The organism is Chitinophagales bacterium (assembly GCA_019694975.1).
Lineage (GTDB): Bacteria > Bacteroidota > Bacteroidia > Chitinophagales > UBA10324 > JACCZZ01.
The window spans coordinates 46,097-70,408 of sequence record JAIBAY010000004.1 but is presented as its reverse complement, the minus strand read 5'-3'; the positions used below and the strand labels follow the sequence as shown (position 1 = coordinate 70,408).

The window sequence follows — 24,312 nt, the reverse complement described above, 5'->3', positions numbered from 1 at the left end:
TAAACAGGACAGGTCATATTGGTTGGCCGTCATTGTGTATTTTTGCAAAATTCAAATTGTACAATATGTCGAAGTATTTCATCAGGGTGAAACCTGTATTGCTTGCTTTTTCAGCCGCCGCCGTTATCATCAGTGCCGTATGTCTCTCTTTCGGTTTCTTCAGACTACCGCAGGGCGACAATAAAGAATTGCTCGGGCTGGTGATGGGCGGAATAAATGCTGTTCATTATTCACCCCAACCGGTTGATGATGCTTTCTCACAGAAGATTTTCAAAGAGTTTATGGAGCGGGTGGATTACAACAAAAAAATTTTCACGCAGGGTGATGTGGATCAGCTGGCAGCCTATAAAACCAGTATAGACGACGAACTGAAAGACAGTGCCTATGTTTTTTTTGATGCCGTGATGAAGATCTACGACCAACGGGTGGAACAGGCACGCCGGTACAGTATTGAACCGCTGAACAGTCCTATCGATTTCAGTATCGATGAAAGCATAGAGACCGATGGAGATAAACTTGCTTTCGCAGCCGATACCAATGCCTTACGCGAACAGTGGCGGAAGTACATGAAGCTGCAGGTATTACAGCAGTTGCGGACTTCCGAACAGCAACAAAAAAAGGCGCATGAAAAATCGGATACGGTGAAGATCAAACCGTTTGACGTTCTTGAAAAAGAAGCACGTTCAAAAGTGCAGAAGAACAACAAGGATTTCTTTGATCGCCTTGATGAGCTGGAGCGCAGCGACTGGCTGGCTGTTTATATCAATACCATTTCCAACATCGAAGATCCGCACACGGAATATTTTCCGCCGGTGCAAAAGCAAAACTTCGATATTCAGATGACCGGACAGCTGGAGGGAATTGGTGCGCAGTTACAACAAAGAGACGGCGAGATCCGTGTTGCCAGCATTGTTGCCGGCAGTGCCTCCTGGCGGCAAGGGCAGCTGAAAGCCAATGATGTGATACTCAGTGTAGGGCAGGGAGCCGCCGAACCGGTGAGCATTGAAGGGATGCGGCTTGACAAAGCCATTCAGCTGATCCGCGGCAAGAAAGGAACCGAAGTAAGACTCACGGTACGCAAGCCCGACGGATCGCTGGTGATTATTCCCATCGTTCGCGATATCGTGGTACTGGAAGCTACCTATGCAAAATCCGCTATCATCAATTCAGGCGGTAAAAAAATAGGTTATATCCGCCTGCCGGAGTTCTACGCCGACTTTGATCAGAAGGGCGGCAGGAGCTGTGCAGGTGATGTGCAGGCGGAACTGGAGAAGCTGAAAGCCGAAAATGTAACGGGCGTTATACTCGACCTGCGTGATAATGGCGGCGGCTCGTTGCAGGAGGCAGTTAAGCTCGGCGGCTTGTTTATTCCCGGCGGCCCCATCGTTCAGGTTCGTCCACGTGGTTCAAAACCAAATGTCTTATACGACACGGATCCTGCTGTGACCTACAGCGGGCCGCTCACCATCATGGTGAATTATTACAGCGCTTCCGCTTCTGAAATTGTTGCGGCAGCCATGCAGGATTATCACCGCGCTGTGGTAATCGGCAGCAGCAGCACCTACGGAAAAGGAACCGTTCAGAATTTTTTCAACCTCGATGATTTTGTGGCATCAGAAGGTAACGATGCTCCGAAACTGGGTTCATTAAAAATCACCATTCAGAAATTTTATCGCATTAACGGCGGCACTACGCAGCTGAAAGGTGTTACACCGGATATCATAGTTCCTGATCCGTACTCACAGATCACCAATGGAGAAAAAGAAGATCCGTATGCCATCGGATGGGATGAGATCGCACCGGCGAAATACCAGTCGTGGAATACCACTTATGATCTGGCAACCCTGAAAAAGAACAGCCAGCAACGCATGGCCGGCAATCCGCTTTTCCAATTAATAGAAGAAGAGGCTGTCGATTACAAGTACCGGAAAGACCACTCCGTGTATTCGCTCAACTATAAAAAATTCAGCGCACAACAAAGCGAGCTGGATGCGAAGGAAAAGAAGTATGATGCCATTGATGCTGACTCCATGCTCGTTTCCGTTTCCAATCTCGCGGCCGACCTGTCAAAAATAAATGCGGACAGTACGGCGATGGCACGCAACGATCAGTTTCTTAAAAACCTGCGGAAGGACCTTTATCTGTCGGAAGCGACCAAGGTGATGAATGAAATAAAATGATTGCGGCAACCCTGTTGGCCGATATTTAATGGCAACCATTAGTTTCGGAATATTGGAAAATGCCGGGAAGATCCTGCAGTCATTGAACACCGGCGGATAGTGATATGCAGCCTTTTTGTGCAATCGCATCATTGCCTGCTATCTGCCATTCACCTTAATATCCACTCCGCCATTTCCCTGATCCGCCTTATTGATCCGGTAACGGAATGAAAGCATTGCATATCGCCCGATTGTGTTGGATTGCTGCTGCATCAGATAATTCAGTTCACTGGTTTGCGTAATACCTGCATTTTTATCCAGGAGATCAAATACGCTTAACGTTATTGTGCCCCTGTTGGATTTCAGCAGATATCTTGATACTTCCGCCCGGATTAACGGAACCAGTGTGCTTACATCAAACCCGTCCACACCATAATGGTTTACATCGGCATTGAAAGAAAATGTCCACTGCTTCGAAGGCATGTAATGCATTTCAAAAAAATAAGACCAGTTGAAATAATGATAATTCATGGCTGACTGAACAGAATACGCTGCGTTGGTGAGCTCGATTCCGCTGCCCAGCGTCGCGTCAATTTTATCCTTTTTCCGGTTGTCAATGCTAAGGTTTATGCCATGTGTAAAAGAGTTGATGATATTCTTCTCGCTGTTGATGAAGCTGATTCCCCTGCCAAAGTGCTCTTCCAGCGAGAGATGAATATTCAGACCGGCCGGCCGGAAAGGCGTTGAAAAATCAGCGCCGGCAGTTGCGGAATATTCACCCGGCACATTCACCAGCGTCAGCGACTGGCTTAAATCATTTTGTATGGTACGGGAAAAATTGATTTTATCCTTTATATATCCTACCCGCAGTGAGGTGAATAAAGAAGTAAAAGAAAACTGATCAAAAAGCATCCAGGTAGCGGAGAGGTTGGATGCATACTCCGGCTTCAGGCTGCGGTTGCCGGTAAACAGTTGCAGCGGATTGATATTGTTGGTCACAGGCAGCAACTGATTTGCTTCCGGCGCATTGACTGATGCATCATACGAGAACTCCAGCCGCGAACCGCGCCTGATCTCTTTCGATAATGAAATCTGCGGCACAATGTAGATATCGTATTGATGCTGCGCTGCATCATTATCCAGTTTGTCGGAAAGTGTTATGCCTTTTGCGGCCAGTGACAGTCGCCATTGCGTTTTTTTTGAGGAGAACCTCAACGCAACTCCCGGCTGTATCCAGAGATCATTGCGGGCGAATCCGGGGCTGAGTGAATCAACAGGCGTGTCATCCGGTGCCGGCATTCCCTGTTCACGATTCAGTATCTCATGCGTGCCGCCAATCCTGAGTAAAGGCACGAGATAGAACTTGCTGTTCAACTGATGTTGCCAGGAAAAACCGGTCGAATAATCCACGGTACTGTTATGATCATCGCGGTACTGCCTGCTGCTGTCTTCGGCAGCATCCGGAAAATAGGCGGTGAGGTTTTTCCATTCCGAACGGGTAAGTGAGCTTTGTGCCGACGATGTGAGTTCAACCCTGAACACATTTTCGCCGTTCCTGTTTTTGCGCAGATACGTAAGTGTTGCATTCCCCTTTACACTGCCCGTCCGTTCATAGGAAATGCTCTTCAGCAAATTAGTGAGCGAATCTGCCGAGAAGTTTTCAGTCTGTGTGCTGTCATTGATGCGCCTGCCGTTGAATGCCAGGCTGCCATTGGCGAACAGGCGCTGCAGGCTGTCCGGCGCATTCCTGCAGTTGAAGTTGATTCTGTTACCGACACTTAAGCTTTGCTGCAAGGTGCCGGCCGAGGTAGCAAATGTAAAGCCCGGTGCAAAATTCTGCGATAAAGATGTTTGGGAAAGCTGCTTGTCATATCCGTTACCAAGGTAGCTGACATTGATCCTGTTGCCCGGCATTGCTTCATGGGTAAAATTCAGCCCTGCCGCACCGGAGGTGACGAGTCCATTCACCTGCTGGCCGAAATTCAACGGCATGGCATCATCACCTGTTTCCAGCCGCATACCACCACCGTTCATCATGCTGCCAATGCCGCCGTTAAAATCTATGTAATCATTAAACGAGAATCCAAACTGGTTAATGTTGTTCAGCATGCCCAATGCCGCAAACTGATCTGATTTGGTAAACCGGTACAACTTTGCTGCTGCCTGGTAATGTGAAGCCGTGCCTGCACCTGCCGTTACATTGCCAAGCCAGGCGCTTTTCTTATCGTCTTTCAAGAGCAGGTTAATCGTCTTGCTTCTTGAGCCGTCATCAATACCCGTAAAATCAGCTTCTTCAGATTGCTTATCAAAAACCTGCACCTTGCGCACCGCATCTGCCGGCAGATTTTTAGTGGCGACTTTCGGATCGCTGCTGAAGAATTCCTTTCCATCCACCAATACCTGGTTGACTGATTCTCCCTGCGCTTTGATGTTACCGGCCTGATCTACCTGAATGCCGGGAAACTTCTTCAACAGGTCTTCAACACTTGCATCGGGTTGCGTTTTAAAAGCGTAGGTATTGTATTCCAGTGTGTCGCCTTTCAGTTGTAATGGAATGCGTTCTGCCTTCACCTCCACGCTGTCCAGCATAACGGGAAGCGCCGGCACTATCAATACACCAAGATCCTGTTCACTGCCGGCTGTAAGTTCAAGCGGAACAAACCGGGTTTGGTAACCGATGCATGCCAGCTGAAGCAGGTATTTCCCGGGTGATACCTCCCTGATTTCAAAATCACCTGTTGCATTGCTGATGCCGAAATAATCCAATGTTGAATCGGACGGATTAAGAAGTGCGGCGGATACAGAAGCCAGTGCAATGCCGTTTTCATCCATCACCGCACCATGCAGGTTCAGCTGTGCAAACAACGGAGTGGAAAAGAAAAAGAAGAATATGCTTAGTGACCGCTTCATGCAACAGGATCAGTGTTCATTAATCCGGATGATCACATTGCCGCCATTTCCGTTTTCTATTCCCATTTCCTTCAGCTTCTCATCACGTATCTTATTGAATTCCGCTTCGGTCACTTTTTTCCCTTCCTTAGGTTTCACGATCATGGCAGCAGAATCACCCGGCCTGACTTCCACTGCAGTGATAACCCTGTCACCATTATTCACAGAAACCTCCAATACCAGCCCGGGTAATCCGGTAAAGCCTGCCGGGCCTGTAGCAACAGGAATTGAAGCTGTAAACCAGGCGGTGATATTTTTACCATCTTCAATGCGCGTTGCTTCCTGGCATGGATAGTTTAATATGTTTTTCTGATTGCCGGTAATTTTCCAGCCTGTTGATTGGAGGTCTCTTTCAATCAGGAAGAGTCTTTGCATGAAGTCGCGCTGATCAATGCACTTTTTGTTTTTTATATCACAATAGAAGCGGTTATCCGGCGCATCCATTTTTATATGAATGCCCTCACTTCCATCGATTGATTCATGTTCCACCATGGCCGGCTCATTTTCCTTATCCGGATCATTGGCATACAATGACTGGTCAGGCTGAAAGTAGAGCACTGTATATGCCATGCGTTCGTGCGGAAGATTAGGAGGCGGCGGTGCATCGCCCTGAATGTTAAAATGCAGGCTTGTTTTTTCATGGTAATAAACGGTACCTGATGTTTGGGCCATAACAGCGGCGTAAGGAAGAAAAGTGACCAATAAAAAAATCATTTTTTTCATGAGTTAAGGTTTTGCCGTAAAAATATCTGCCCTGCCGTCAACTGCCGGTTAATGGTAACCCAATTAAGGTTAATTAAGGTTAATGACTTACAAAGCCATGGGCTTACGTTTAACTTTGCTTCCACGCAGTGATGGATACGCACAAAAAAATATCGCTCCTGGTCTGGCTGATGGCAGTCAGCGAATTGTTACTCGCACTTTTTGTTTTGCGTTGGTTACAATCGGAATACAACAGTGAAAAAATGCTGTTGCAGAAAAATCTCGCTGACCAATTCCGTGATGCAAGATCAGGGTTAATGGACTCCATCATTTCCAGGCGCTTCATTAATCCGATACTGGAGGAAGGTCTGATACACGACATGCAGGCAAGGCCGGATTCAAACCGTACTGCGGGATCATCCTACCGTATCATCGCCCTCGATACCACGATGGTGTCCACACCACATGACTCCGTGCGAACCAGCATCACGCTGCGGCAGGTGGAGCAGATGGCCGGCAACGAAGAAGTGAATATTCAAATTTCCGGAGACACCATGGACGATCGCCTTTACAGAGGCGTTAAACTTTTTGTTTCCCGTGCAGGCGGAACCAACCGTTTTTTTGATCAGCACCTTGAACTGCGGGACACTGCTTTGCTGAAGAAACTTTTTGAGGATAACCTGAACAGGCAAAAGCTGCCGGTGAAAGTGACATGGCTGAAAGATACCTCTTCCCTGGCCGGTGCTGCACCGTTATTTTATTTCGACAGCCATTTTCCTGATCAGCCATTTGCTGCCGTCATTGAAAATTATTCCGGACTGCTGCTGCAAAAAATCCTTCCGCAGACCGGCTTTGCCCTGTTGCTGTTGCTTATAACGGGTGCCGCATTTCTTTTTGCTTTGCAGAGCCTGCGCAGTCAGCAACAGCTGGCCGTGATGAAGGATGATTTCATCAGCAATATGTCGCATGAGCTGAAAACGCCTCTTTCAACTATGCAGGTAGCTGTTGAGGCTATGCAGCAGATGAAGCCGGCAGCGCAAGACGAAAAGCTGGGTGAGTATCTCGGCATTACAGCGCAGGAGTTGACACGGCTCGATGTGCTGCTGAATAAAATTCTGAACAGCCTTCTGCCGGTTCATGCAACAAGCCCTGTACCGTTGCAGGCCGTCGCGCTGAACAGGCTGATTGAACAAACCATACAATCACTCGGCCCCGTGCTGCAACAGCGAAATGTGAAAGTGCATTTCCAGTCAGCACCGGGTGATGTATTCATCCACGGAGACGCGGTGCAGCTGCAGGGGATTCTGAATAATCTTTTTGATAACAGCCTGAAATATGGAATTCAGCAACCCGAAATTTCCATCACATTGTCACAATCGGCTGACAGGGTCACCCTGCTATTCTCCGACAACGGGCCCGGTATTGCAACAGCATATCTTGAAAAGGTATTCGATAAATTTTTCCGCGTACCCTCCGGCAATATCCATGATGTGAAGGGTTATGGACTTGGCCTGCACTATGTTTCGCAGGTGATGAAACAACATCACGGCTCGATTTCCGTAAAGAATCTTGCCGATGGCGGTTGCTGCTTTACATTAATCTTTCCTTTGCTGCCATGAAGACCAAGCTGCTCTATGTGGAAGATGAAGTGAATCTTGGACGCATTGTTTCTGAAACACTGCTGCAACAGGGTTTTGATGTACTGCTTATAAAAGACGGCGCCAAAGTGATTGAAAGCTGCATTTCTTTTTCACCTGACATTTGTGTGCTGGATGTGATGTTACCACACATAGACGGATATGAACTTGGCAAAAAAATACGTGAAAGATTTTCTCAGCTGCCCATCATTTTTCTCACCGCAAAAACACAAACCAATGATGTGGTAAAGGGATTTGAATCGGGTGGAACCGACTATATGCGTAAGCCATTCAGTATGGGTGAACTTATCGCGCGCATAAATAATCAGCTGCAGCTGGTCAACAGGCAAGTTGTTCCTGATGGCAATGAAGAGATTCCATTAAGTGCCTTTACTTTTTATCCGAAAAAACTGGAGTTGCACCGTGACGGTTACGTCATTAAACTTTCTAGCAGGGAAGCTGAAATTTTACAACTCCTCGCCGCACATGTCAACAGGCCGCTGGAACGCAAAATGCTGCTGATGCGCGTCTGGGGCGACGATTCTTTTTTTCATTCCCGGAACCTTGATGTTTATATCCGCAAGTTGCGCGGTTATTTTCAAGAAGACAGCGGCGTTGAAATAATCACCCTGAAAGGAAAAGGGTATCAGTTTATGGTGGAAAAATGAGATGGCAAAACTCAGCCATCGTTGCAACAGTAATGGCTGGATGTATATTAATGTTGGTAAACGACCGGTTTCATCCACTCCCTGCTTTTGCCATTAAATGCATTATCCTGTATGGATACCGTAACGAGGTACATGCCATTTGCTGCATTATTCCATGGTTCCAGCTCTGTGAGTAACACGCCATTAATCAACCTTTCTTCTTTACGGAATATTTCCCGCCCGGTCATGTCTTTCACGCTGATGATTGCATCGAAGTTCAGCATTGCATCATCCAGTGAAAAATAAACCGTAACCAGCTGCCCTGCCGGATTGGGATACAGCAGAAATGTTTCATCCCGTGAGGTAGCACCTTCCAGGATTTCTTTACAGGAATTGGTCACCTTAACACCATCGGAAATTTTTTCGCAACCGTTGCTTTTAGTGACAATAACTTTGTAAGTGCCGGTGGCCGTGGCTGTATATGTTTTTTTGGTCGCACCAGTTATCAGTGTGCTGCCTTTCTTCCACTGATAGCTGAGATCAGATCCGCTGTTTGCCTGCAGCTTCACTGAACCGGTACCGCAGATATCGAGGCTGCTCAGGGGCGTGATGGTGGCAGCCGGTTTGTTCATCGTACTCATGGTGGTTTTCGGCGAAGTGGAAAGGCAACTGAAGCTGTTGCTTTCCGTAACCTGGTAGTCGCCATGTTTGGTGGTTGCATAACTGCTTCCGGTGGCACCGTTGATGGCTGCGCCATTTTTCAGCCATTGATAACTGATGCCGGTTCCGGTATTGGCAACAAACACAACTTCCGTGCTGTTGCAAACGGAAACGGCTCCTGCCGGGCTGATGGTGGCCACAATTTTATAATCATCCACAAGGCCGTTGCAGTCATCGTCAATGCCATTGCACAGATCTGTAGCGCCGGGATGAATCGTTGCTCCTCCGGCCTGGAAACTATCATTGCAGTCAGTGTTATCTGCAACATAACCCATCAGCGAATCTTGCGCATTTGCTACCGCAAACGGATTTCCATAGCCATCATGGTCGGCATCCTGGTAAACAAATACTTCATCGATCAAACCGTTACAATTGTCATCAGCAAAATTGGGCATCTCCGGTGCCCCGGGAAAAACGCCGGCACCTCCGGCATACGGATCATCATTACAATCCGTGCTGTCGGCCGAAAACCCATAAGGCGCTTCGATGGCGACCACTGTTGCCATGGTAGTCCCAAATCCATCCAGGTCGGCATCAACATAAAATACCGAAGTCTCATCCGTCAGTCCGTCACAGTCATCATCCAAACCATTTGCGCGTTCCGCTGCTCCGGGGTGAAACAATGCACCTTCGGATAACGGATCATCATTGCAATCGATGTTGTTGGCCACGTAACCGTTCGTTGCTACGGCCGATCTGATAAACGTTTGCGGATTACCAAATCCGTCACTGTCAGCATCCAGGTAAAATTCAGATTCAAGGCTGCAGTTTTGCAATGACGGATAGATAGTATCATTTGTAGCAAGCCGGATACTGTCGCGTTTCATCCTGTATTGCTGAATGAGGTTTGCATAAGACGGATTCATGATCAGGTTGTGGTTTTCTTCCGGATCAGCAGTAAGGTCAAAAAATTCCTCGGTGAGCGAGCTGCAATAACTGTAGATGTATAAATAATCCATCGATCGTATGGCTTCCCAGTTGTTACCATTATCAGTATAATTCTCGAGAAAAAAATCCTTGCGGTGCACCTGGCCCTCCGCCAGCTGGTGCAGCGATACGCCATCCATATTAAATGTATCGGGAATACCTGCGGCTTCCAGCATGGTTGGCGCAAAATCAATGTTCGCCGCAAACTCATCGGTTACCACGCTGCCGGCAGCAAACCATGCCGGGTAACGGATAAACAGCGGCAGCCGCAATGATTCATCATAAGAGAGTGTTTTTTTCTCAAGATCATGTTCGCCCATCATGTATCCATTATCACTGGAGAAAATAATCAGCGTACTGTCGAGCACATGGATTGAATCGAGATGTGCGAGCAGCCTGTTTACGCTATACTCTGCGGCATGACAGGTTTCATAATAATCGCGTATCGACTGCACGAGTGTGGCGGAATCGCCTTCAAACTGATGGCCTGGATACAGGTAAGATGGAAAATCGCCATGATATGGCTGAAAGTTTTCCGGCACATCAACCGCTGCGAACTGGTACAGGCTGTCTTCTGTGCTGATAGGTTCATAGGGAAGGTGAGGAACACGGTGAAAGAGGCACAGCAGCCATGGCTCTCCCTGCGGCACCTTGTTATCAAGAAAATCAATGGCGAGGTTGGTATAAATCACGGCATCGTGCCCTGTGTAGTTGATCGTACTGCTGTCATTAAAATGGATGGGTGGATCAAGATGTTCATCATCATCTGTTATCGCCCAGTAATCAAAGCCCTGTGGTGTGTCCGGCAGTTTTTTTCCGAGCAGCCATTTTCCGATAAAGCCCGTATAGTAGCCTGCGTCACGAAGAATCGAAGACACATAAGTTAGTCCGGGTTTGGGCGAAGTGCCATTGTCGAACGCACCATGATGATGCGCATACAAACCGGTATACATTGACGCCCTGCTGGGCACACACACGGAGCTTGTTGCGCCCATGAACCGGAAGTTCACTCCTTCTTCAGCAATCCTGTTGATGGAAGGTGTATTAAAAAATGCAGGACCGCCATTCGGCTGAAACATGCCATACCGTGCATCGTCAAGCACTATGACCAGGATATTGGGCTGCTGTGCTGATGCCATGCGACAGTTGCATGCAATCAAGAAAGCGGCACAGGCAAGCATTGTAATATTTTTGATCAGGCTACGGCATTTTCTCTTATTGGCTGCCGGCATTTTTCTATTAATAGCATTATGCGGTGTACCATCATTGAAGTCAATCATATCAGGAATCAGGGTTGTCAGTTAAAGCGCTTGGATGCCATTGTTGAACACTTGCATCCTTTCAATTGCCGGCTGCAGTTACCTCTCCGCATCATCATGCCATGTTAATGCATGAAATCAATGTATGCCTGCAGTGGTCACCGTTGAATTACCACCTGCCGTATCCACTGTAGTTGTTCAGTGTTGTTCTTGCCGTTAATCAATACCTGCAGCACATAACTTCCGTTGGGCAGTGCTTCGGCCGGAATTGAAGTTGTCAGCACCTCATTTACCGGAGCAATGATTTCCTCATACACGGTTTGACCCAGGCTATTCATCAACCGGATGGATGCAACCATCCCGCCGATTGTTGCCGGGATGTTGCACTGACTGAACGGGACGGATATCATGAAGTCTCCATCTGAAGGATTAGGGTAAACGGTAAGCATCTCATCAGGTTTCACCTGGCCGGGAGTAATGAACCGGCATGTTTTAATGACCGTTGCTGCAGGTGAAGTTTTTTTACATCCATTCTTCTTGGTTACTACCACCTTATATACGCCTGCCATGGTTGCCGAATAATTCTGAGCGGTGGCACCATTCACTTTGCTTCCGTCTTTCTTCCATTGATAACTCAGGTTCGCTCCTGCATTGGCCTGCAATAAAACCGAGCCGGATGTACAGATATCCAGGCTGCCGGCAGGAGTGATGATTGCATCAGGCTTGCTGAGTGTATTGATAGTAGTTGGTGGTGCGATGGAATAACAATTAAAACCATTGATTTCTTTCACCTGGTAACTACCCTGCTGACTGGTGGTATAGGAATTACCGGTGGCATTGAGGATTAATACTCCGTCTCTTACCCATTGGTATAAAAGCCCTGCCGTGGTATCGGCAAATAAGGTAACATCGGTACCTTTACATACCTCCACCGTACCGGCAGGTGAAAGTGCAGCCACAAAACTGTTCTCATCTGCCTGGCCATTACAATTATCGTCGAGGAGGTTGCATACATCGGCAGCCAGGGGATTGACATTCGCATTCTGATCATTACAATCGGAATGGTCTGCTACATAACCATCGGGGGCGAACATAGCTAACGTATCCGTCATTAAATCTCCAAAACCATCGCCGTCATTATCAGCATAAAATACGGCTGTTGGTACTTCGGCTGCCAGCTTAACAACCCAGTAATCGCTAAGCCCTTTGTTTGGCTGTGACTTATCGCCATTCATACCGGAACTTGAATGACCGCCAATGATGAATCCACCGTCTGCCGTGCGTGGCACATCATGCAGGCGCTCGTCATTATTAGCGCCGACATCGAGGTCCCAGATTTTATTGCCTGCAGCGTCTGTCCTCACCAGCCAGTAATCTGTCAATCCTTGCGTATCCTGAGATTTATCACCACCGGCATCTGATTCCGACCAGCCGCCAACAATAAAACCTCCATCTTCCAGCTCATAGATGGATTTCCCCTTATCATCAGATGGACCACCTAACCGGTTGTCCCAAAGTTTAACGCCATTGCCATCGGTCTTCACCAGCCAGAAATCATACGCTCCTTTTCCGGCCACAGTGACATCTCCGTTTAATTCCGACCTGGTATAACCAGCCAGCATAAAGCCACCATCATTTGTCTGGTCAAGCGCATACATGTACTCATTGTCATCGCCACCAAAGCGATGATCCCACAACTTCATGCCGTTTGCATCTGCTTTCACCAGCCACATATCGGTTGAACCTTTTCCCGTTTCCGTTACATCAAATCCGGGTGGTGAAATGGTCCAGGCGCCTAAAATATATCCGCCGTCAGCCGTTTGCTGCACTGCATTCAACCGGTCATCATCAGTGCCGCCATAAGATGCATCCCACTGTTTATTGCCAAGGGCATCGGTCTTCACCACCCAGACATCGTATACACCATGATTGTTCTGAGATTTTTCACTCCCTATGGATGACCGTGATTCACCTGCAAGCAGGAATCCGCCGTCAGCCGTTTGTATCATGGCCCGCATCTCATCATCATCAGGTCCGCCGAATCGCTTGTCCCATAATTTAATTCCATTCGCATCTGTTCTTACAATCCAGTAATCACGTCCGCCGCGGCTGGCCTGCGTCTGATCGCCGTTGACATTTGATTGTGTCCATCCTCCCAGCAGGAAGCCATTGTCCGGCGTTTGTAATATGCTGTATAGCTCTTCATTAGAGTTACCCCCAAATCGCCGGTCCCATTGCTTATTGCCCAACGCATCCGTCTTCACGATCCAATAATCATTCAATCCCTGGGAACCCTGTGATTTATCTCCGCCAAGCGGCGAATCAGAGTCACCACCCAGCAGGTAGCCGCCGTCGTTGGTCAGGATGAGCATATACATGTCATCGCTCCTGATATTGCCATAGCTTTTATCCCATTCTTTAACCGGTGCTGTCTGGCTAAAAGCTGATGCAACGCAAATGCATAGCAGGCAACTGATAACCGAATTTGAAAAATGACGATGATGTATCACAAGCTGGCAGGTGTGGTATTGTTCCGGAAGTCATGCAGGCAGGCGGTAAGCAATCAGCAGTTGCCTGTGTTAAAAATAACTGCTTTTTTATATTAAAAATGAAAATTTCATATTGCCTTCATCAGGCATGAAATTGACAGCGAAGCGTCTGATATTTTATAGCCTTAGGATTATTCCGTTTTGAAAGGCGGGAATTGATCCGTGATACGCTTACCATGTGGCATCGGTGCCTTTAAGACAGAAGCTCCTTACCTCAGCCGGCAATTGAATCTTTCTTCCATATTTCCAGATGACGAATTATAGCTTATATTTGCAGCCTGTTTGATTAGAGGGGACCAACGTCCCCTCTTTTATTTTCGATACATGAACCATGATTGACCTGGAAGAACGGATCAGGGAATTGCTGGCAACACTGCTGCCTGAAAAGGACAGCTACCTCGTAGAACTGAAAGTACGAAAAGGGCAGCTCGTGCAGGTATTTGTTGACCGCGACCCGCATATCACCATTGAAGATTGTGCCTGGATCAGCCGCGGGTTGCAAAAGGAGCTCGACAAAGACTTTCCTTTTTCAGCACAACATACACTGGAGGTATCATCGCCCGGCATGGGCGAACCGCTGAAGGTACTGCGGCAATACAAGAAGTGTGTGGGACGGGAAGTTGACGTGCTGTTACTTTCAGGTAGCAAGAAAACAGGTACCCTGCTGTATGCTGATGAAGACAAAATCATCGTGGAAGAAATCAGCGGCAAACTGAAAGACAAGACGCTTTTGCAGACGGAGATTCCCTTTTTACAAATCAAATCAACCAACGTAATCATCAAATTTTAAATTTTAAACCGCTTGCCATGAACAGCCAAGGACTAGTTGAATCATTCTCAGAATTCAAGGATTTTAAAAACATCGACCGGCCCACCATGATGAAGGTGCTGGAAGATGTGTTTCGTACCCTGCTCCGGAAAAAATATGGTTCCGACGATAACTTCGATGTAATTGTAAACACCGAAAAAGGAGATCTTGAAATCTGGCGCCGCCGCACTATTGTGGAAGACGGCACCGTGGAAGATCCTAACATGCAAATTGAACTGAGCGAAGCCATACGCCTCGAGCCCGACTATTCCGTTGGTGAAGAAGCCATTGAAGAAATCACCCTGGAATCATTTGGCCGCCGCGCCATTCTTACTGCCAAACAAACACTGGCATCAAGGGTGTCTGAACTGGAAAAGGAAGAGCTCTATAAAAAATACCAGGATCGTGTGGGCGAAATCATCACCGGTGAGGTATACCAGGTATGGAAAAAAGAAACACTGCTGCTCGATGATGAAGGCAATGAGCTGGTGCTTCCGAAAAACGAACAGATACCCTCCGACTTCTTCAAAAAAGGAGATAACGTGCGGGCTGTGGTGAAAGGGGTTGATATGAAGAACAACACGCCATTGGTTATGCTGTCACGCAGCGACAATGCCTTCCTCGCAAAACTGCTGGAACAGGAAGTGCCGGAAATATTTGACGGACTGATCATGATCAAACGCATCGCGCGTGAGCCGGGCGAACGCGCAAAGGTGGCTGTTGAATCATACGATGACCGTATTGATCCGGTAGGTGCCTGCGTAGGTATGAAGGGTTCCCGCATTCATGGCATCGTGCGCGAACTGCATAATGAGAATATCGACATCATCAACTATACCAACAATACACAGCTTTTCATTACGCGCGCGCTGACACCATCGAAAATTTCCTCCATGGAAATCGATGAAGAAAATAAACGCGCCTATGTGTATCTGAAGCCCGACCAGGTTTCACTGGCTATCGGCAAAGGCGGCCTGAATATCAAACTCGCGAGCAGGATCACCGGCTACAACATCGACGTGTTCCGTGATGTGCAGGATGAAGAGTATGATATTGATCTCGATGAATTCTCAGATGAAATCGATGGCTGGATCATTGATACGCTGAAGGGCATCGGTTGCGACACTGCCAAGAGCGTACTCGAACTGAGCCGCGATGAACTGGTACGCCGCAGCGATCTGGAAGAAGAAACGATCAATGAACTATTACGAATCCTGCGTTCTGAGTTTGACACGGAAGGCAAGAAATAGCATGAAGTAAAGAAGATAAATAATGAATAGCGTGCGTAGCATTTAACCCGCGTAAAGTGGTTTTTTAATTCCATCTTTACCAACAAAATTTTGAGAGGAACAGCAACATAAATGGCTGAAGTAACAACATCAGAAGTACGCATACAGGCCGTCGCCAAAGAACTGAACGTTAGTTGGACACACCTGATTGAGCATCTCCAGAAAAAGGGTTTTACGGTGGAAAGCAAACCCACTATAAAAATCAGCAAGGAAATGCACAACCTGCTATTGCGCGATTTTTCGCAGGACCGTGCAGATAAGCTGCAGGCTGACAAGATCAGCCTCGGCTCCAAAATTTTCGAAAAGGAGAAAGAGAAAGAAGCTGTTGTTACGCCTAGAAAGAAGACGGAACCGGATGCGGAAGTGCTGATTAAAAACCTTCCTCCGGCCGACAAAAAAGCACCGGCTAAGGAATCCACCGAAACTATCACGCCTGCCACAGAGAAGCCGAAGGAACCCGCACCGGAAAAACAAGTGGCGGAACTTTCAAAAACGAAGGTAGAGCAGCTCGAAGGACCTAAAGTGGTGGGCAGCATCGACCTGGAGAAGTTAGATCAGAAAACAAAACCGGAGAAAAAGCGAGCCACGAAAAAGGGAAAAGAAAAGGCAGCGGAAGAAACCGATGCCACCGTTGCTCCCATAGAACAGTTGCCGGCTGCTGAAACACCTGTTGCCGACACGACGACACCTGATCTGCCTGCCGCAGATGCTGAAAAAGAAGCTGTATCACCGGCTGCTGAAACTAAAACGGATACGCCTTCCGTGGAAGTGAGAAAGACGGAATATGGTAAGCTCGACGGGCCCAAGGTAATCGGCAAGTTAGATCTGGATGCTATTAAGAGCAAACCGGCCGATTATTCCGATATCATTAAGGCAGGAAAAGAAAAACGTAAACGCAAGCGTATCTATACATCCGACAAACCGGATGCAGCAAAACCCGGCTCGTCAGCTACACCGCTGGCACCTCGCGGCGACAGGCCGATGATTAAAAGAGACGATCGCCGTCCGCCATTGCGCCGTGATGCAGGCAAGCGTACACCACTCACACCGAATGAACCGCAGGAGGTATCCACCAAAGAGATACAGGAGAAGATACGGGAAACCATGGCACGCCTCAGTGGCACCACGAAGGGTAAGAGTGCAAAAGCAAAGTATCGCCGTCTGAAGCGGGAAGAAGCCGCAACAGGCACCGAAGAAGTGCTCGATGGAAAAAAAGTGATTCATGTCACCGAATTTATTCCGGTGGCGGAACTGGCCAACCTCCTGAATGTGCCGGTTACGGAAGTCATCAAAACCTGCCTTAACCTTGGTATCATCGTATCCATCAATCAGCGTCTTGACGCTGAAATAATCGAACTGGTTTCGCATGAATTCGGAACAGATGTACAGTTTATCAGTATTGAAGAACAGGATGAATTTGATGAAGAGGAGGAAGATGATCCGGAAGATCTGCGGCCGCGTGCACCTATCGTAACGATTATGGGACACGTTGATCATGGCAAAACCTCTTTGCTCGATTATATCCGGCAAACCAATGTGGTAGCCGGTGAAAAAGGTGGTATCACGCAGCATATCGGCGCTTATGAAGTAATTCTTCCTAACGGGAAACGTATCACGTTTCTCGATACACCCGGCCATGAAGCTTTTACCGCGATGCGTGCGCGCGGTGCCAAGATCACTGATGTTGCGGTGATAGTTATATCAGCCGATGACAGTGTGATGCCGCAGACGAAAGAAGCCATCAGTCATGCACAGGCTGCCGGCGTGCCGATGATTTTTGCTTTCAACAAGATGGATAAACCGGGTGCCAACGCTGAAAAAATAAGGGAACAGCTTGCAGGAATGAATATACTGGTAGAAGAGTGGGGCGGTAAATTCCAGTCACAGGAAATATCAGCCAAGCAGGGAACCGGCGTTGACAGCCTGCTCGAAAAAATCTTGCTAGAGGCGGAACTGCTCGATGTGAAAGCCAATCCTGATAAGTTTTCCAGCGGAACGGTTATAGAAGCAACACTCGACAAAGGCCGCGGTTATGTGGCCACCTTGCTTGTACAGGAAGGAACCTTAAATACCGGCGACCTGATTGTTGCGGGCAGTCACTTTGGTAAAATCAAAGCGATGTTCAATGAGCGCGGGCTACGCATGAAGACTGCAGGGCCATCCTCTCCGGTGCTCGTGCTCGGACTTGATGGCGCTCCGCAGGCAGGCGAAAAGTTTAAGGAATTTGATGATGAGCAGGAAGCCAAACAAGTAGCCTATAAACGCCAGCAGATCCTTCGCGAACAAGGCATCCGTACCAAGAAACATATCACCCTGGATGAAATAGGGCGCCGTCTGGCACTCGGTAACTTCAAGGAATTGAATGTAATCGTGAAGGCAGACTTCGATGGTTCCGTAGAAGCACTCACGGATTCATTGCAGAAACTGTCGACCGCGGAAATTGTGGTGAATGTAGTACACAAAGCCGTAGGGCAGATCACGGAATCTGATGTGTTGCTGGCTTCCGCATCTGATGCCATCATCATCGGCTTCCAGGTACGCCCTTCACAAAGTGCCCGTAAGATTGCAGAGAAGGAAAATATTGAAATCCGCCTTTACTCGATCATCTACGATGCCATTGATGAACTGAAGAGTGCAATGGAAGGTATGCTGGAGCCAAAGATCGAAGAGAAGATCGTCGGTTATGCCGATGTGCGCGATGTGTTTAAAGTGACCAAGGTGGGAACGGTTGCCGGCTGCTTCATGACGGAAGGGAAAATCACACGGCATACAAAGGTGCGCCTCATCCGCGACGGTATTGTAATTTATTCCGGCGAACTGGCATCACTTAAACGCTTTAAAGATGACGTGAAAGATGTCACCAGCGGGCAGGAATGTGGTATTGCCATCAAGAACTTCAATGATATCAAAGCAGGTGATGTGATTGAAGGGTATGAAGAAACAGAGGTTAAGCGGACATTGTAGCGGAAAAAGATGCTGTAGGCTTTTACCGTTGCCCCTGCCGCGCGATTTGTTCTCTGTTTATTTCCGTTGATGGTACCAGGTTCAGATTCACCTTCGTTGCACCCTATTTGCTTTGCTTCGCCAGTTGCCCCGGGCAGTATCCAAAATGCTGTTCCTGAGAAAAAAGTTAGTCACTTTTCCTAGGCGTTTAAACGGGTATCCGTCATTCAAAAATCACCTTTCTCAAAATCACTTCTCCCTGCTTTGACTGGCCTGGTTCAGTTATCACCACTTTCAGAAAATAAAATCCGGCACTCAACCCATCGCGCTCCAACAGGATGTTGTGCGTGCCGGCATTAAGCTTACCGTCTAAGATGGTCTGCTTTTTACTGCCTGTGCCATCATACAGTGTTATCAGTATGCTGGCATCACGGATCATGGTAACGGACACCGTGGCCGATGTTTGCACCGGATTCGGATTTACCATCACGGATGTTTGCATTTGCCCGGCCTCAGTGCTCATCTTGCAACTGGTGTACACTACGGTAGCCTTCGAGGTATTCGAACATCCCGCACTATTCGTCACCTTCACTTTATATTCACCTGTTACAGTAGCATGATAGGTCTGAGCTGTTGCACCAGCGATGTTTGTTCCGTTAAGTTTCCACTGATATGTCTGGTTCGCGCCCGGGCTCGCCTGCAGATCAACAAATCCGGAAGTGCAGATGTCGAGGTTACCCAAGGCTGAGATCTTTGCCTTGGGAGAAGGATTTACCGTCACGGTAACAGGCGAACAAGTTGCTGCAATGGCACAGCCGCCTTCACCGAGTACGTAGTATTTAGTTGTTACATCAGGGGCAACTGAGACAGAAGTTCCGCTGCCGGCTACTGTTCCGCCACAGCTTTCAACATACCATGTCCAACTTGTTGCATCATTAAGCGTGCCTTCTACCTGCAGCGTGGTGGTGATGCCTTTACAGATAGGTGTGGCTGATGCACTGACGGAAGTAATCACCGGCATGTTGCATCCTGAAGTAAAATATACGGAAGCAGCATAACCGGACGAATCTGTTTTAGCAGGGTTACAATATGTCTGTGCCTGCACTTCATACAAAGTATTGGAAATATTATTGGTGAACTTTTTAAAATTTACGGGAGCGGTTGCAGATACATAACTCCAGGTTGAAGTGCCTACCGGTCGTTTCCTGATGCGATAGCTGTATGCATTGCTGCTGCCGGTCCAATGCAATATCGCTGTGGTGGATGAAATGTCGGTGATGTATAAATAGAGCGGCATAGCGCATTGGCTGCCGGCAGATAAAGCCGGCGTAAAATCCCAGCAGTCATTTTCTGCAGCGGCTGCGCTCCGTCCGGTAGTAATGTATCCTTTGCCTGTTATCGAAAATGCCGCTGCATTGACGCGGCCGGCTCCGCCAAAATCAGTTTGTTGTAACCAGCTGTCTGATTGAGCATCATACTCCCAGATATCGCTGCAATAGCCAGTGGTTCCATAACCGGTTGCAATGTATCCTTTGATGACGGAAAAAGCTACCGCTCCATAGCGCGCTGTGCCGGCGAAATCCGCCTTCATCTGCCAGATATCAGCGACAGGATCATATTCCCAAAAATCCTTCTTATACAATGATCCTTCCAGGCCAGTTCCTGCATATCCCTTTCCATCCATGGAAAATGCCGCAGCCGAATAGCGGCCACTTCCTCCAAAATCCGCCTTTTGCAACCAGCTGTCGGTAAGCGGATCATACTGCCAGAAATCTTTTCTGTAAGCCGCGCCATCCGTACCTGCACCTATATAGCCTTTGCCACCGGCAGCAAAGCCAAATGCGGCGCCCCTGGCTGTTCCGCCGAAATCGGCTTTCTGTAACCACTTGTTAAATGCAGGATCATATTCCCAAAAGTCTTTTCTGAAAACAATATCAGCACCGGTACCGATATACCCTTTGCTTCCAATGCAAAAGCCAACAGCAAGATGCCTGGCTGTACCCCCGAAATCGGCTTTTTGTGTCCATACATCTGTTGCCGGGTCATATTCCCAGAAATCATTAAAATAATGTTCGGTTCCATCATATAGGAAACCGGTGCCGAGATAACCCTTGTTGCTGATAGAAAATGCAACGGCACCAAGCCGTGCTGTACCTGCAAAATCATTTTTCGGTAAGGAAGTAGTTTGTCCCTGAGCCAAGATGGTGAAGAAGCCCAGTAAAACTGTTAAAACTTTTTTCATGATACTGCTTTTGTTGGGTGAGTGAGTTGCCGCGGCAACTACCGCAACTTTTCACCACAAAAGTCATTCAGTCATGCTGCGTAATCAATCCCATAAAAGTGGACGTTGAGCCGTACGATAAGGATTAAATGGATTGGCGATTGAATGGTTTCAATGGCAATAGACCGCTGATTTGCCGTTGAATAACCTCAACGGCAATGGATAACGGTATGATCAATTTCACCTCTTATCATTATACCCGGATTAATTGCTGCCGAAATGCTTTTGATACAACATCCATATGTGTTCATCCATTAAAAATTAGTCACAATGTTATCCCTTGCCGCCGGTTTCAACCGGTGGCAACATGCAACATCAGGCCACAACAATGACAATTCAATTAATATACCTTTGTTCATACATAAACCTTACGTCATGTTTCAGCATTCCATATTCAGCCCCGGCAGATTTCCGTCGCAATGTGCTCTTGTTTTGCTTTTGTTGTTTGCAGCCTGTAATACAGCAGAGAAAAAAACGACCCTGGAAAATTCCGAAGCGGCATTCAGCGCCTTCAGTGAAAGATTCCTGGATGCCTATTGGAAACAGAATCCCGCAGCAGCCATCAGTGTCGGTTATGGGAAATATTACGACTTGCTGAAGGTGCCCGACAGTACAGCATTTGCCGGTGATGTGGCGTTTTCGCGGCAGTATCTTGATTCTTTGAAGCAGTTTAATTACGACCTCCTTGCCGACAAGAACAAGATTGACTACAAAATAATGGAGAACCAGTTGCACAGCACTATCTGGTACATTGACACTTTTAAAATACAGGAATGGGATCCTTCAGCCTATAATCTCAGCAATGAATGCTATGAAATCATCCACCAGGATTATGCTCCGCTGAACGAACGGTTGCAAATGCTTTCCAGCCACCTGAAAGAGGCTGGTAAATATTTTGCCGTTGCCCTTCGCATGATTCACCAGCCAACTAAAGAATATACAGCGCTCGCCATCCATCAGAATACCGGTGGCCTGGATATTTTCGGACCATCCTTGTCGGACTCCATCAGGGCATCCACACTTAGCCAGGCAGACAAAGACACTTTGCAAAAACGGGTTGACCTCGCTGTCGCTGCTATTAAAAATTATGTGAGTGCATTGAATGTTATGCTGGCAGATAAAAAAACAACGTTCAGGAGTTTCCGCATCGGCGAAGCGCTGTACGACAGTAAATTCAAATATGATATAGTTACGGATTACCGGCCGAAGGAAATTTATGCGCTGGCCGTGGCAGCCAAACAGCAATATCACCACGAAATGTTTGCGATTGCCAATCAGCTCTGGCCAAAATACTGTGGCACGAAAACAAAGCCGGCAGACAGCCTGCTGCTGATCAGGACCGTGATTGACGCCGTCTCCTTACACCATGCAGCACCGGAAGATTTTGTTGATACCATTAAAAAGCAAATCGCCGCGCTCGAGCGGTTCATCATCAGGCAGGATCTTTTCAACTACGACACCGCTTATCCGCTGCAGGTGCGTATCATGCCTGCCTATATGAGCGGCGTTTCCCTGGCCAGTGCCAGCCAGGCACCGCCCTATCAAAAAAACGCCGTGACCTATTACAACATTGCCGACCTAACCGCCGTGCCCCGTGAACGTGCGGAAAGCCAGTTGCGCGAAAACAATTACTGGATGCTCAGTATCCTTTCCATTCACGAAGGCATTCCCGGTCATTGCCTGCAAGGTGTGTACAACAGTAAATCGCCGGATGTGTTAAAGGCCGTTTTTGCCAATGGCGCTATGGTGGAAGGATGGGCCGTATATACCGAACGCATGATGCTGGAGAACGGATGGAAGAAAAATGAACCGGAAATGTGGCTCATGTTTTACAAGTGGAGCCTGCGCGAATGCTGTAACGTGATTATTGATTACAACATGCAATGCACTGACTATTCAAAAGATGATTTTGTGAACCTGCTGACCAAAGAAGCTTTCCAGGAAAGTGCACAGGTAGAAGAGAAATATCACCGTGCCATGGTGTCGCAGGTGCAACTGTGTTCCTATTTTACCGGCAGCACAGAGATCAATGCATTGCGTGAACGATACCGGCAACAGCAGGGCAGCGCTTACTCGCTGAAAGATTTTCATGAAAAATTTCTCAGCTACGGAAGTGCTCCGGTAAAATTTATTGCCGAGCTGATGACCGGAGAGTGACAAGAAGCAACGGTGTGCCGTGCAGCATTCATTTTTTCATCCACCATTTCCAGTTTAAACAACCACTTGTGAAACATTGCTGTGTAACCCTGCTGTTTATCCTTTACAGTTCGCTCTCATCTGCGCAATACTGGACACAAAAAACAGATTTCGGCGGTGCTGCCAGAAGGTCTTCCATGGCATTTTCCATTGGCAATAAGGGTTATCTTGGTTGTGGCTATAACAGTAACTTTTATAAAGATCTTTGGGAATATGATCCCATGACAGATATATGGACTCAAAAGGCCGACTTTGGCGGAACAGCACGGTTTGCCGGTGTTGCCTTTGCTGTCGGAGGCAAAGGGTATATGGGCACCGGATATGATGTAAACAACAACTTCAACACCGCAGATTTCTGGTGTTATGATCCGCAAAGCAATGCATGGTCGCAGGTGTCAGCCATGCCCGTTGCCAGGAGATATGCCGTTGCATTCGCTGTCGGCAATACCGGTTATGTGGGCACAGGTGTGGGAGATGCCGGTTATCTCAACGATTTCTGGGCTTATGATCCCTCCACTGATACATGGACACAAAAACCGGATTTCCCCGGCGCACCACGATATGAATGTGTGGCCTTCGCAGTTTCCGGATACGGATATATTGGCGTTGGTGCATTTGCCGGAACACTATACAACGACTTCTATGAATACGCTCCCGAATCATCCACCTGGACACAGAGAGCAGATTATCCGGGTAATGGAAAAGATGCCTGTTTTGGTTTCGGATTAAAAGATAAAGGATATATCGGCGGGGGCAGCAATCAACAGTCATGGTTCAATGACTTCTGGGAATGGGACCAATCTTCCGATAGCTGGACAACGTTAGCAGATTTTCCGGGATCGTTGCGCGCTTTCGGAACCGGAATGGAAATACAATCGAAAGGCTATATGGGAATGGGTGAAGGGAATGGTTATTATCATGACTGGTGGGAATATACGCCAGACAGCACTTTCGGAACAGCCACTAATGATATAGTGCAAAATGAATTTATAGAGATGCCTGTTTTGATACATGAAGGTTCTATCGAAATTACTTTTCAGCTACAACAAACGTCGCGGCTATTGCTTGCCGGCATGAATGGCATGATGTACTATTCCACTGACCTGGTAAAAGGAAAAAACCGGTGCAGCATTTCCATTAAAGATTTAGATACCGGCATTTATTGCTATTGTGTTTATCGTTCGGGAAAAATGATTGCTTCCGGGAAAATGATCGTGGCCAGGTGAGGTCATATAAAAAAAATGTG

At 47.6% G+C, this 24,312-nt stretch carries 13 protein-coding genes; 8 read left to right on the top strand and 5 right to left on the bottom strand.

Features of this window, described 5'->3' with window-relative positions; genetic code table 11:
- Nucleotides 1-65 precede the first annotated feature (65 nt).
- Nucleotides 66-2,180 (top strand): carboxy terminal-processing peptidase, encoded by a 2,115-nt coding sequence (locus K1X61_08895; GenBank protein ID MBX7108748.1) that lies wholly within the window; start codon nucleotides 66-68, stop codon nucleotides 2,178-2,180.
- A gap of 138 nt (nucleotides 2,181-2,318) precedes the next feature.
- Here the strand turns inward: K1X61_08895 and K1X61_08890 are convergent, their stop codons facing one another.
- Both K1X61_08890 and K1X61_08885 read right to left on the bottom strand, forming a co-directional pair.
- Nucleotides 2,319-5,069, bottom strand: a complete 2,751-nt coding sequence (locus K1X61_08890; GenBank protein MBX7108747.1) for a TonB-dependent receptor — start codon at nucleotides 5,067-5,069, stop codon at nucleotides 2,319-2,321.
- A gap of 9 nt (nucleotides 5,070-5,078) precedes the next feature.
- Nucleotides 5,079-5,831: a GLPGLI family protein gene (locus tag K1X61_08885; protein ID MBX7108746.1), complete on the bottom strand. Its 753-nt coding sequence runs from the start codon at nucleotides 5,829-5,831 to the stop codon at nucleotides 5,079-5,081.
- 131 nt (nucleotides 5,832-5,962) lie between these two features.
- Between K1X61_08885 and K1X61_08880 the strand changes: the two genes are divergently transcribed.
- Entirely contained in the window at nucleotides 5,963-7,429 is a 1,467-nt protein-coding gene (locus K1X61_08880) for a HAMP domain-containing histidine kinase (GenBank protein ID MBX7108745.1), read from the top strand.
- Nucleotides 7,426-8,115: a response regulator transcription factor gene (locus K1X61_08875; GenBank protein MBX7108744.1), complete on the top strand. Its 690-nt coding sequence runs from the start codon at nucleotides 7,426-7,428 to the stop codon at nucleotides 8,113-8,115. The genes K1X61_08880 and K1X61_08875 overlap by 4 nt, the downstream gene beginning before the upstream one ends.
- A 47-nt stretch (nucleotides 8,116-8,162) precedes the next feature.
- Here K1X61_08875 and K1X61_08870 read toward each other — a convergent pair whose 3' ends face one another.
- Both K1X61_08870 and K1X61_08865 read right to left on the bottom strand, forming a co-directional pair.
- Nucleotides 8,163-10,880 (bottom strand): sulfatase-like hydrolase/transferase, encoded by a 2,718-nt coding sequence (locus tag K1X61_08870; protein ID MBX7108743.1) that lies wholly within the window; start codon nucleotides 10,878-10,880, stop codon nucleotides 8,163-8,165.
- Between the two features lie 278 nt (nucleotides 10,881-11,158).
- The gene (locus tag K1X61_08865; GenBank protein MBX7108742.1) at nucleotides 11,159-13,510 is read right to left on the bottom strand and encodes a hypothetical protein; all 2,352 of its coding nucleotides are present in this window, start codon (nucleotides 13,508-13,510) and stop codon (nucleotides 11,159-11,161) included.
- Nucleotides 13,511-13,880: 370 nt separating this feature from the next.
- On the opposite strand from K1X61_08865, the gene K1X61_08860 reads away from it, so the two are divergent.
- From K1X61_08860 to infB, 3 genes are all read left to right on the top strand, one after another.
- A complete protein-coding gene (locus tag K1X61_08860) occupies nucleotides 13,881-14,339 on the top strand; it encodes a ribosome maturation factor (protein ID MBX7108741.1) in 459 nt (152 codons plus the stop codon).
- A 17-nt stretch (nucleotides 14,340-14,356) separates the two neighbouring features.
- Nucleotides 14,357-15,607, top strand: coding sequence for a transcription termination factor NusA (gene nusA, locus K1X61_08855; GenBank protein ID MBX7108740.1), 1,251 nt, complete (start codon nucleotides 14,357-14,359; stop codon nucleotides 15,605-15,607).
- Between the two features lie 111 nt (nucleotides 15,608-15,718).
- Complete coding sequence (gene infB / locus K1X61_08850) at nucleotides 15,719-18,610, top strand: translation initiation factor IF-2 (GenBank protein ID MBX7108739.1); 2,892 nt, start codon at nucleotides 15,719-15,721, stop codon at nucleotides 18,608-18,610.
- 202 nt (nucleotides 18,611-18,812) lie between these two features.
- On the opposite strand, the gene K1X61_08845 is transcribed toward infB, so the two are convergent.
- Nucleotides 18,813-20,831: a hypothetical protein gene (locus tag K1X61_08845; GenBank protein MBX7108738.1), complete on the bottom strand. Its 2,019-nt coding sequence runs from the start codon at nucleotides 20,829-20,831 to the stop codon at nucleotides 18,813-18,815.
- A gap of 414 nt (nucleotides 20,832-21,245) precedes the next feature.
- Here K1X61_08845 and K1X61_08840 point away from each other — a divergent pair, with 414 nt between their 5' ends.
- Together K1X61_08840 and K1X61_08835 are read left to right on the top strand one after the other, a co-directional pair.
- Entirely contained in the window at nucleotides 21,246-23,027 is a 1,782-nt protein-coding gene (locus K1X61_08840; protein ID MBX7108737.1) for a DUF885 domain-containing protein, read from the top strand.
- A 68-nt stretch (nucleotides 23,028-23,095) separates the two neighbouring features.
- Nucleotides 23,096-24,292, top strand: a complete 1,197-nt coding sequence (locus K1X61_08835) for a hypothetical protein (GenBank protein ID MBX7108736.1) — start codon at nucleotides 23,096-23,098, stop codon at nucleotides 24,290-24,292.
- Nucleotides 24,293-24,312: the final 20 nt, after the last annotated feature.

Coding starts and splice junctions, on each gene's coding strand:
- K1X61_08870 (MBX7108743.1), bottom strand. CDS start 10,880: ATGGCATCAGCACAGCAGCCCAATATCCTGGTCATAGTGCTTGACGAT.
- K1X61_08840 (MBX7108737.1), top strand. CDS start 21,246: ATGTTTCAGCATTCCATATTCAGCCCCGGCAGATTTCCGTCGCAATGT.
- K1X61_08875 (MBX7108744.1), top strand. CDS start 7,426: ATGAAGACCAAGCTGCTCTATGTGGAAGATGAAGTGAATCTTGGACGC.
- K1X61_08895 (MBX7108748.1), top strand. CDS start 66: ATGTCGAAGTATTTCATCAGGGTGAAACCTGTATTGCTTGCTTTTTCA.
- infB (MBX7108739.1), top strand. CDS start 15,719: ATGGCTGAAGTAACAACATCAGAAGTACGCATACAGGCCGTCGCCAAA.
- K1X61_08885 (MBX7108746.1), bottom strand. CDS start 5,831: ATGAAAAAAATGATTTTTTTATTGGTCACTTTTCTTCCTTACGCCGCT.
- nusA (MBX7108740.1), top strand. CDS start 14,357: ATGAACAGCCAAGGACTAGTTGAATCATTCTCAGAATTCAAGGATTTT.
- K1X61_08880 (MBX7108745.1), top strand. CDS start 5,963: ATGGATACGCACAAAAAAATATCGCTCCTGGTCTGGCTGATGGCAGTC.
- K1X61_08890 (MBX7108747.1), bottom strand. CDS start 5,069: ATGAAGCGGTCACTAAGCATATTCTTCTTTTTCTTTTCCACTCCGTTG.
- K1X61_08860 (MBX7108741.1), top strand. CDS start 13,881: ATGATTGACCTGGAAGAACGGATCAGGGAATTGCTGGCAACACTGCTG.
- K1X61_08845 (MBX7108738.1), bottom strand. CDS start 20,831: ATGAAAAAAGTTTTAACAGTTTTACTGGGCTTCTTCACCATCTTGGCT.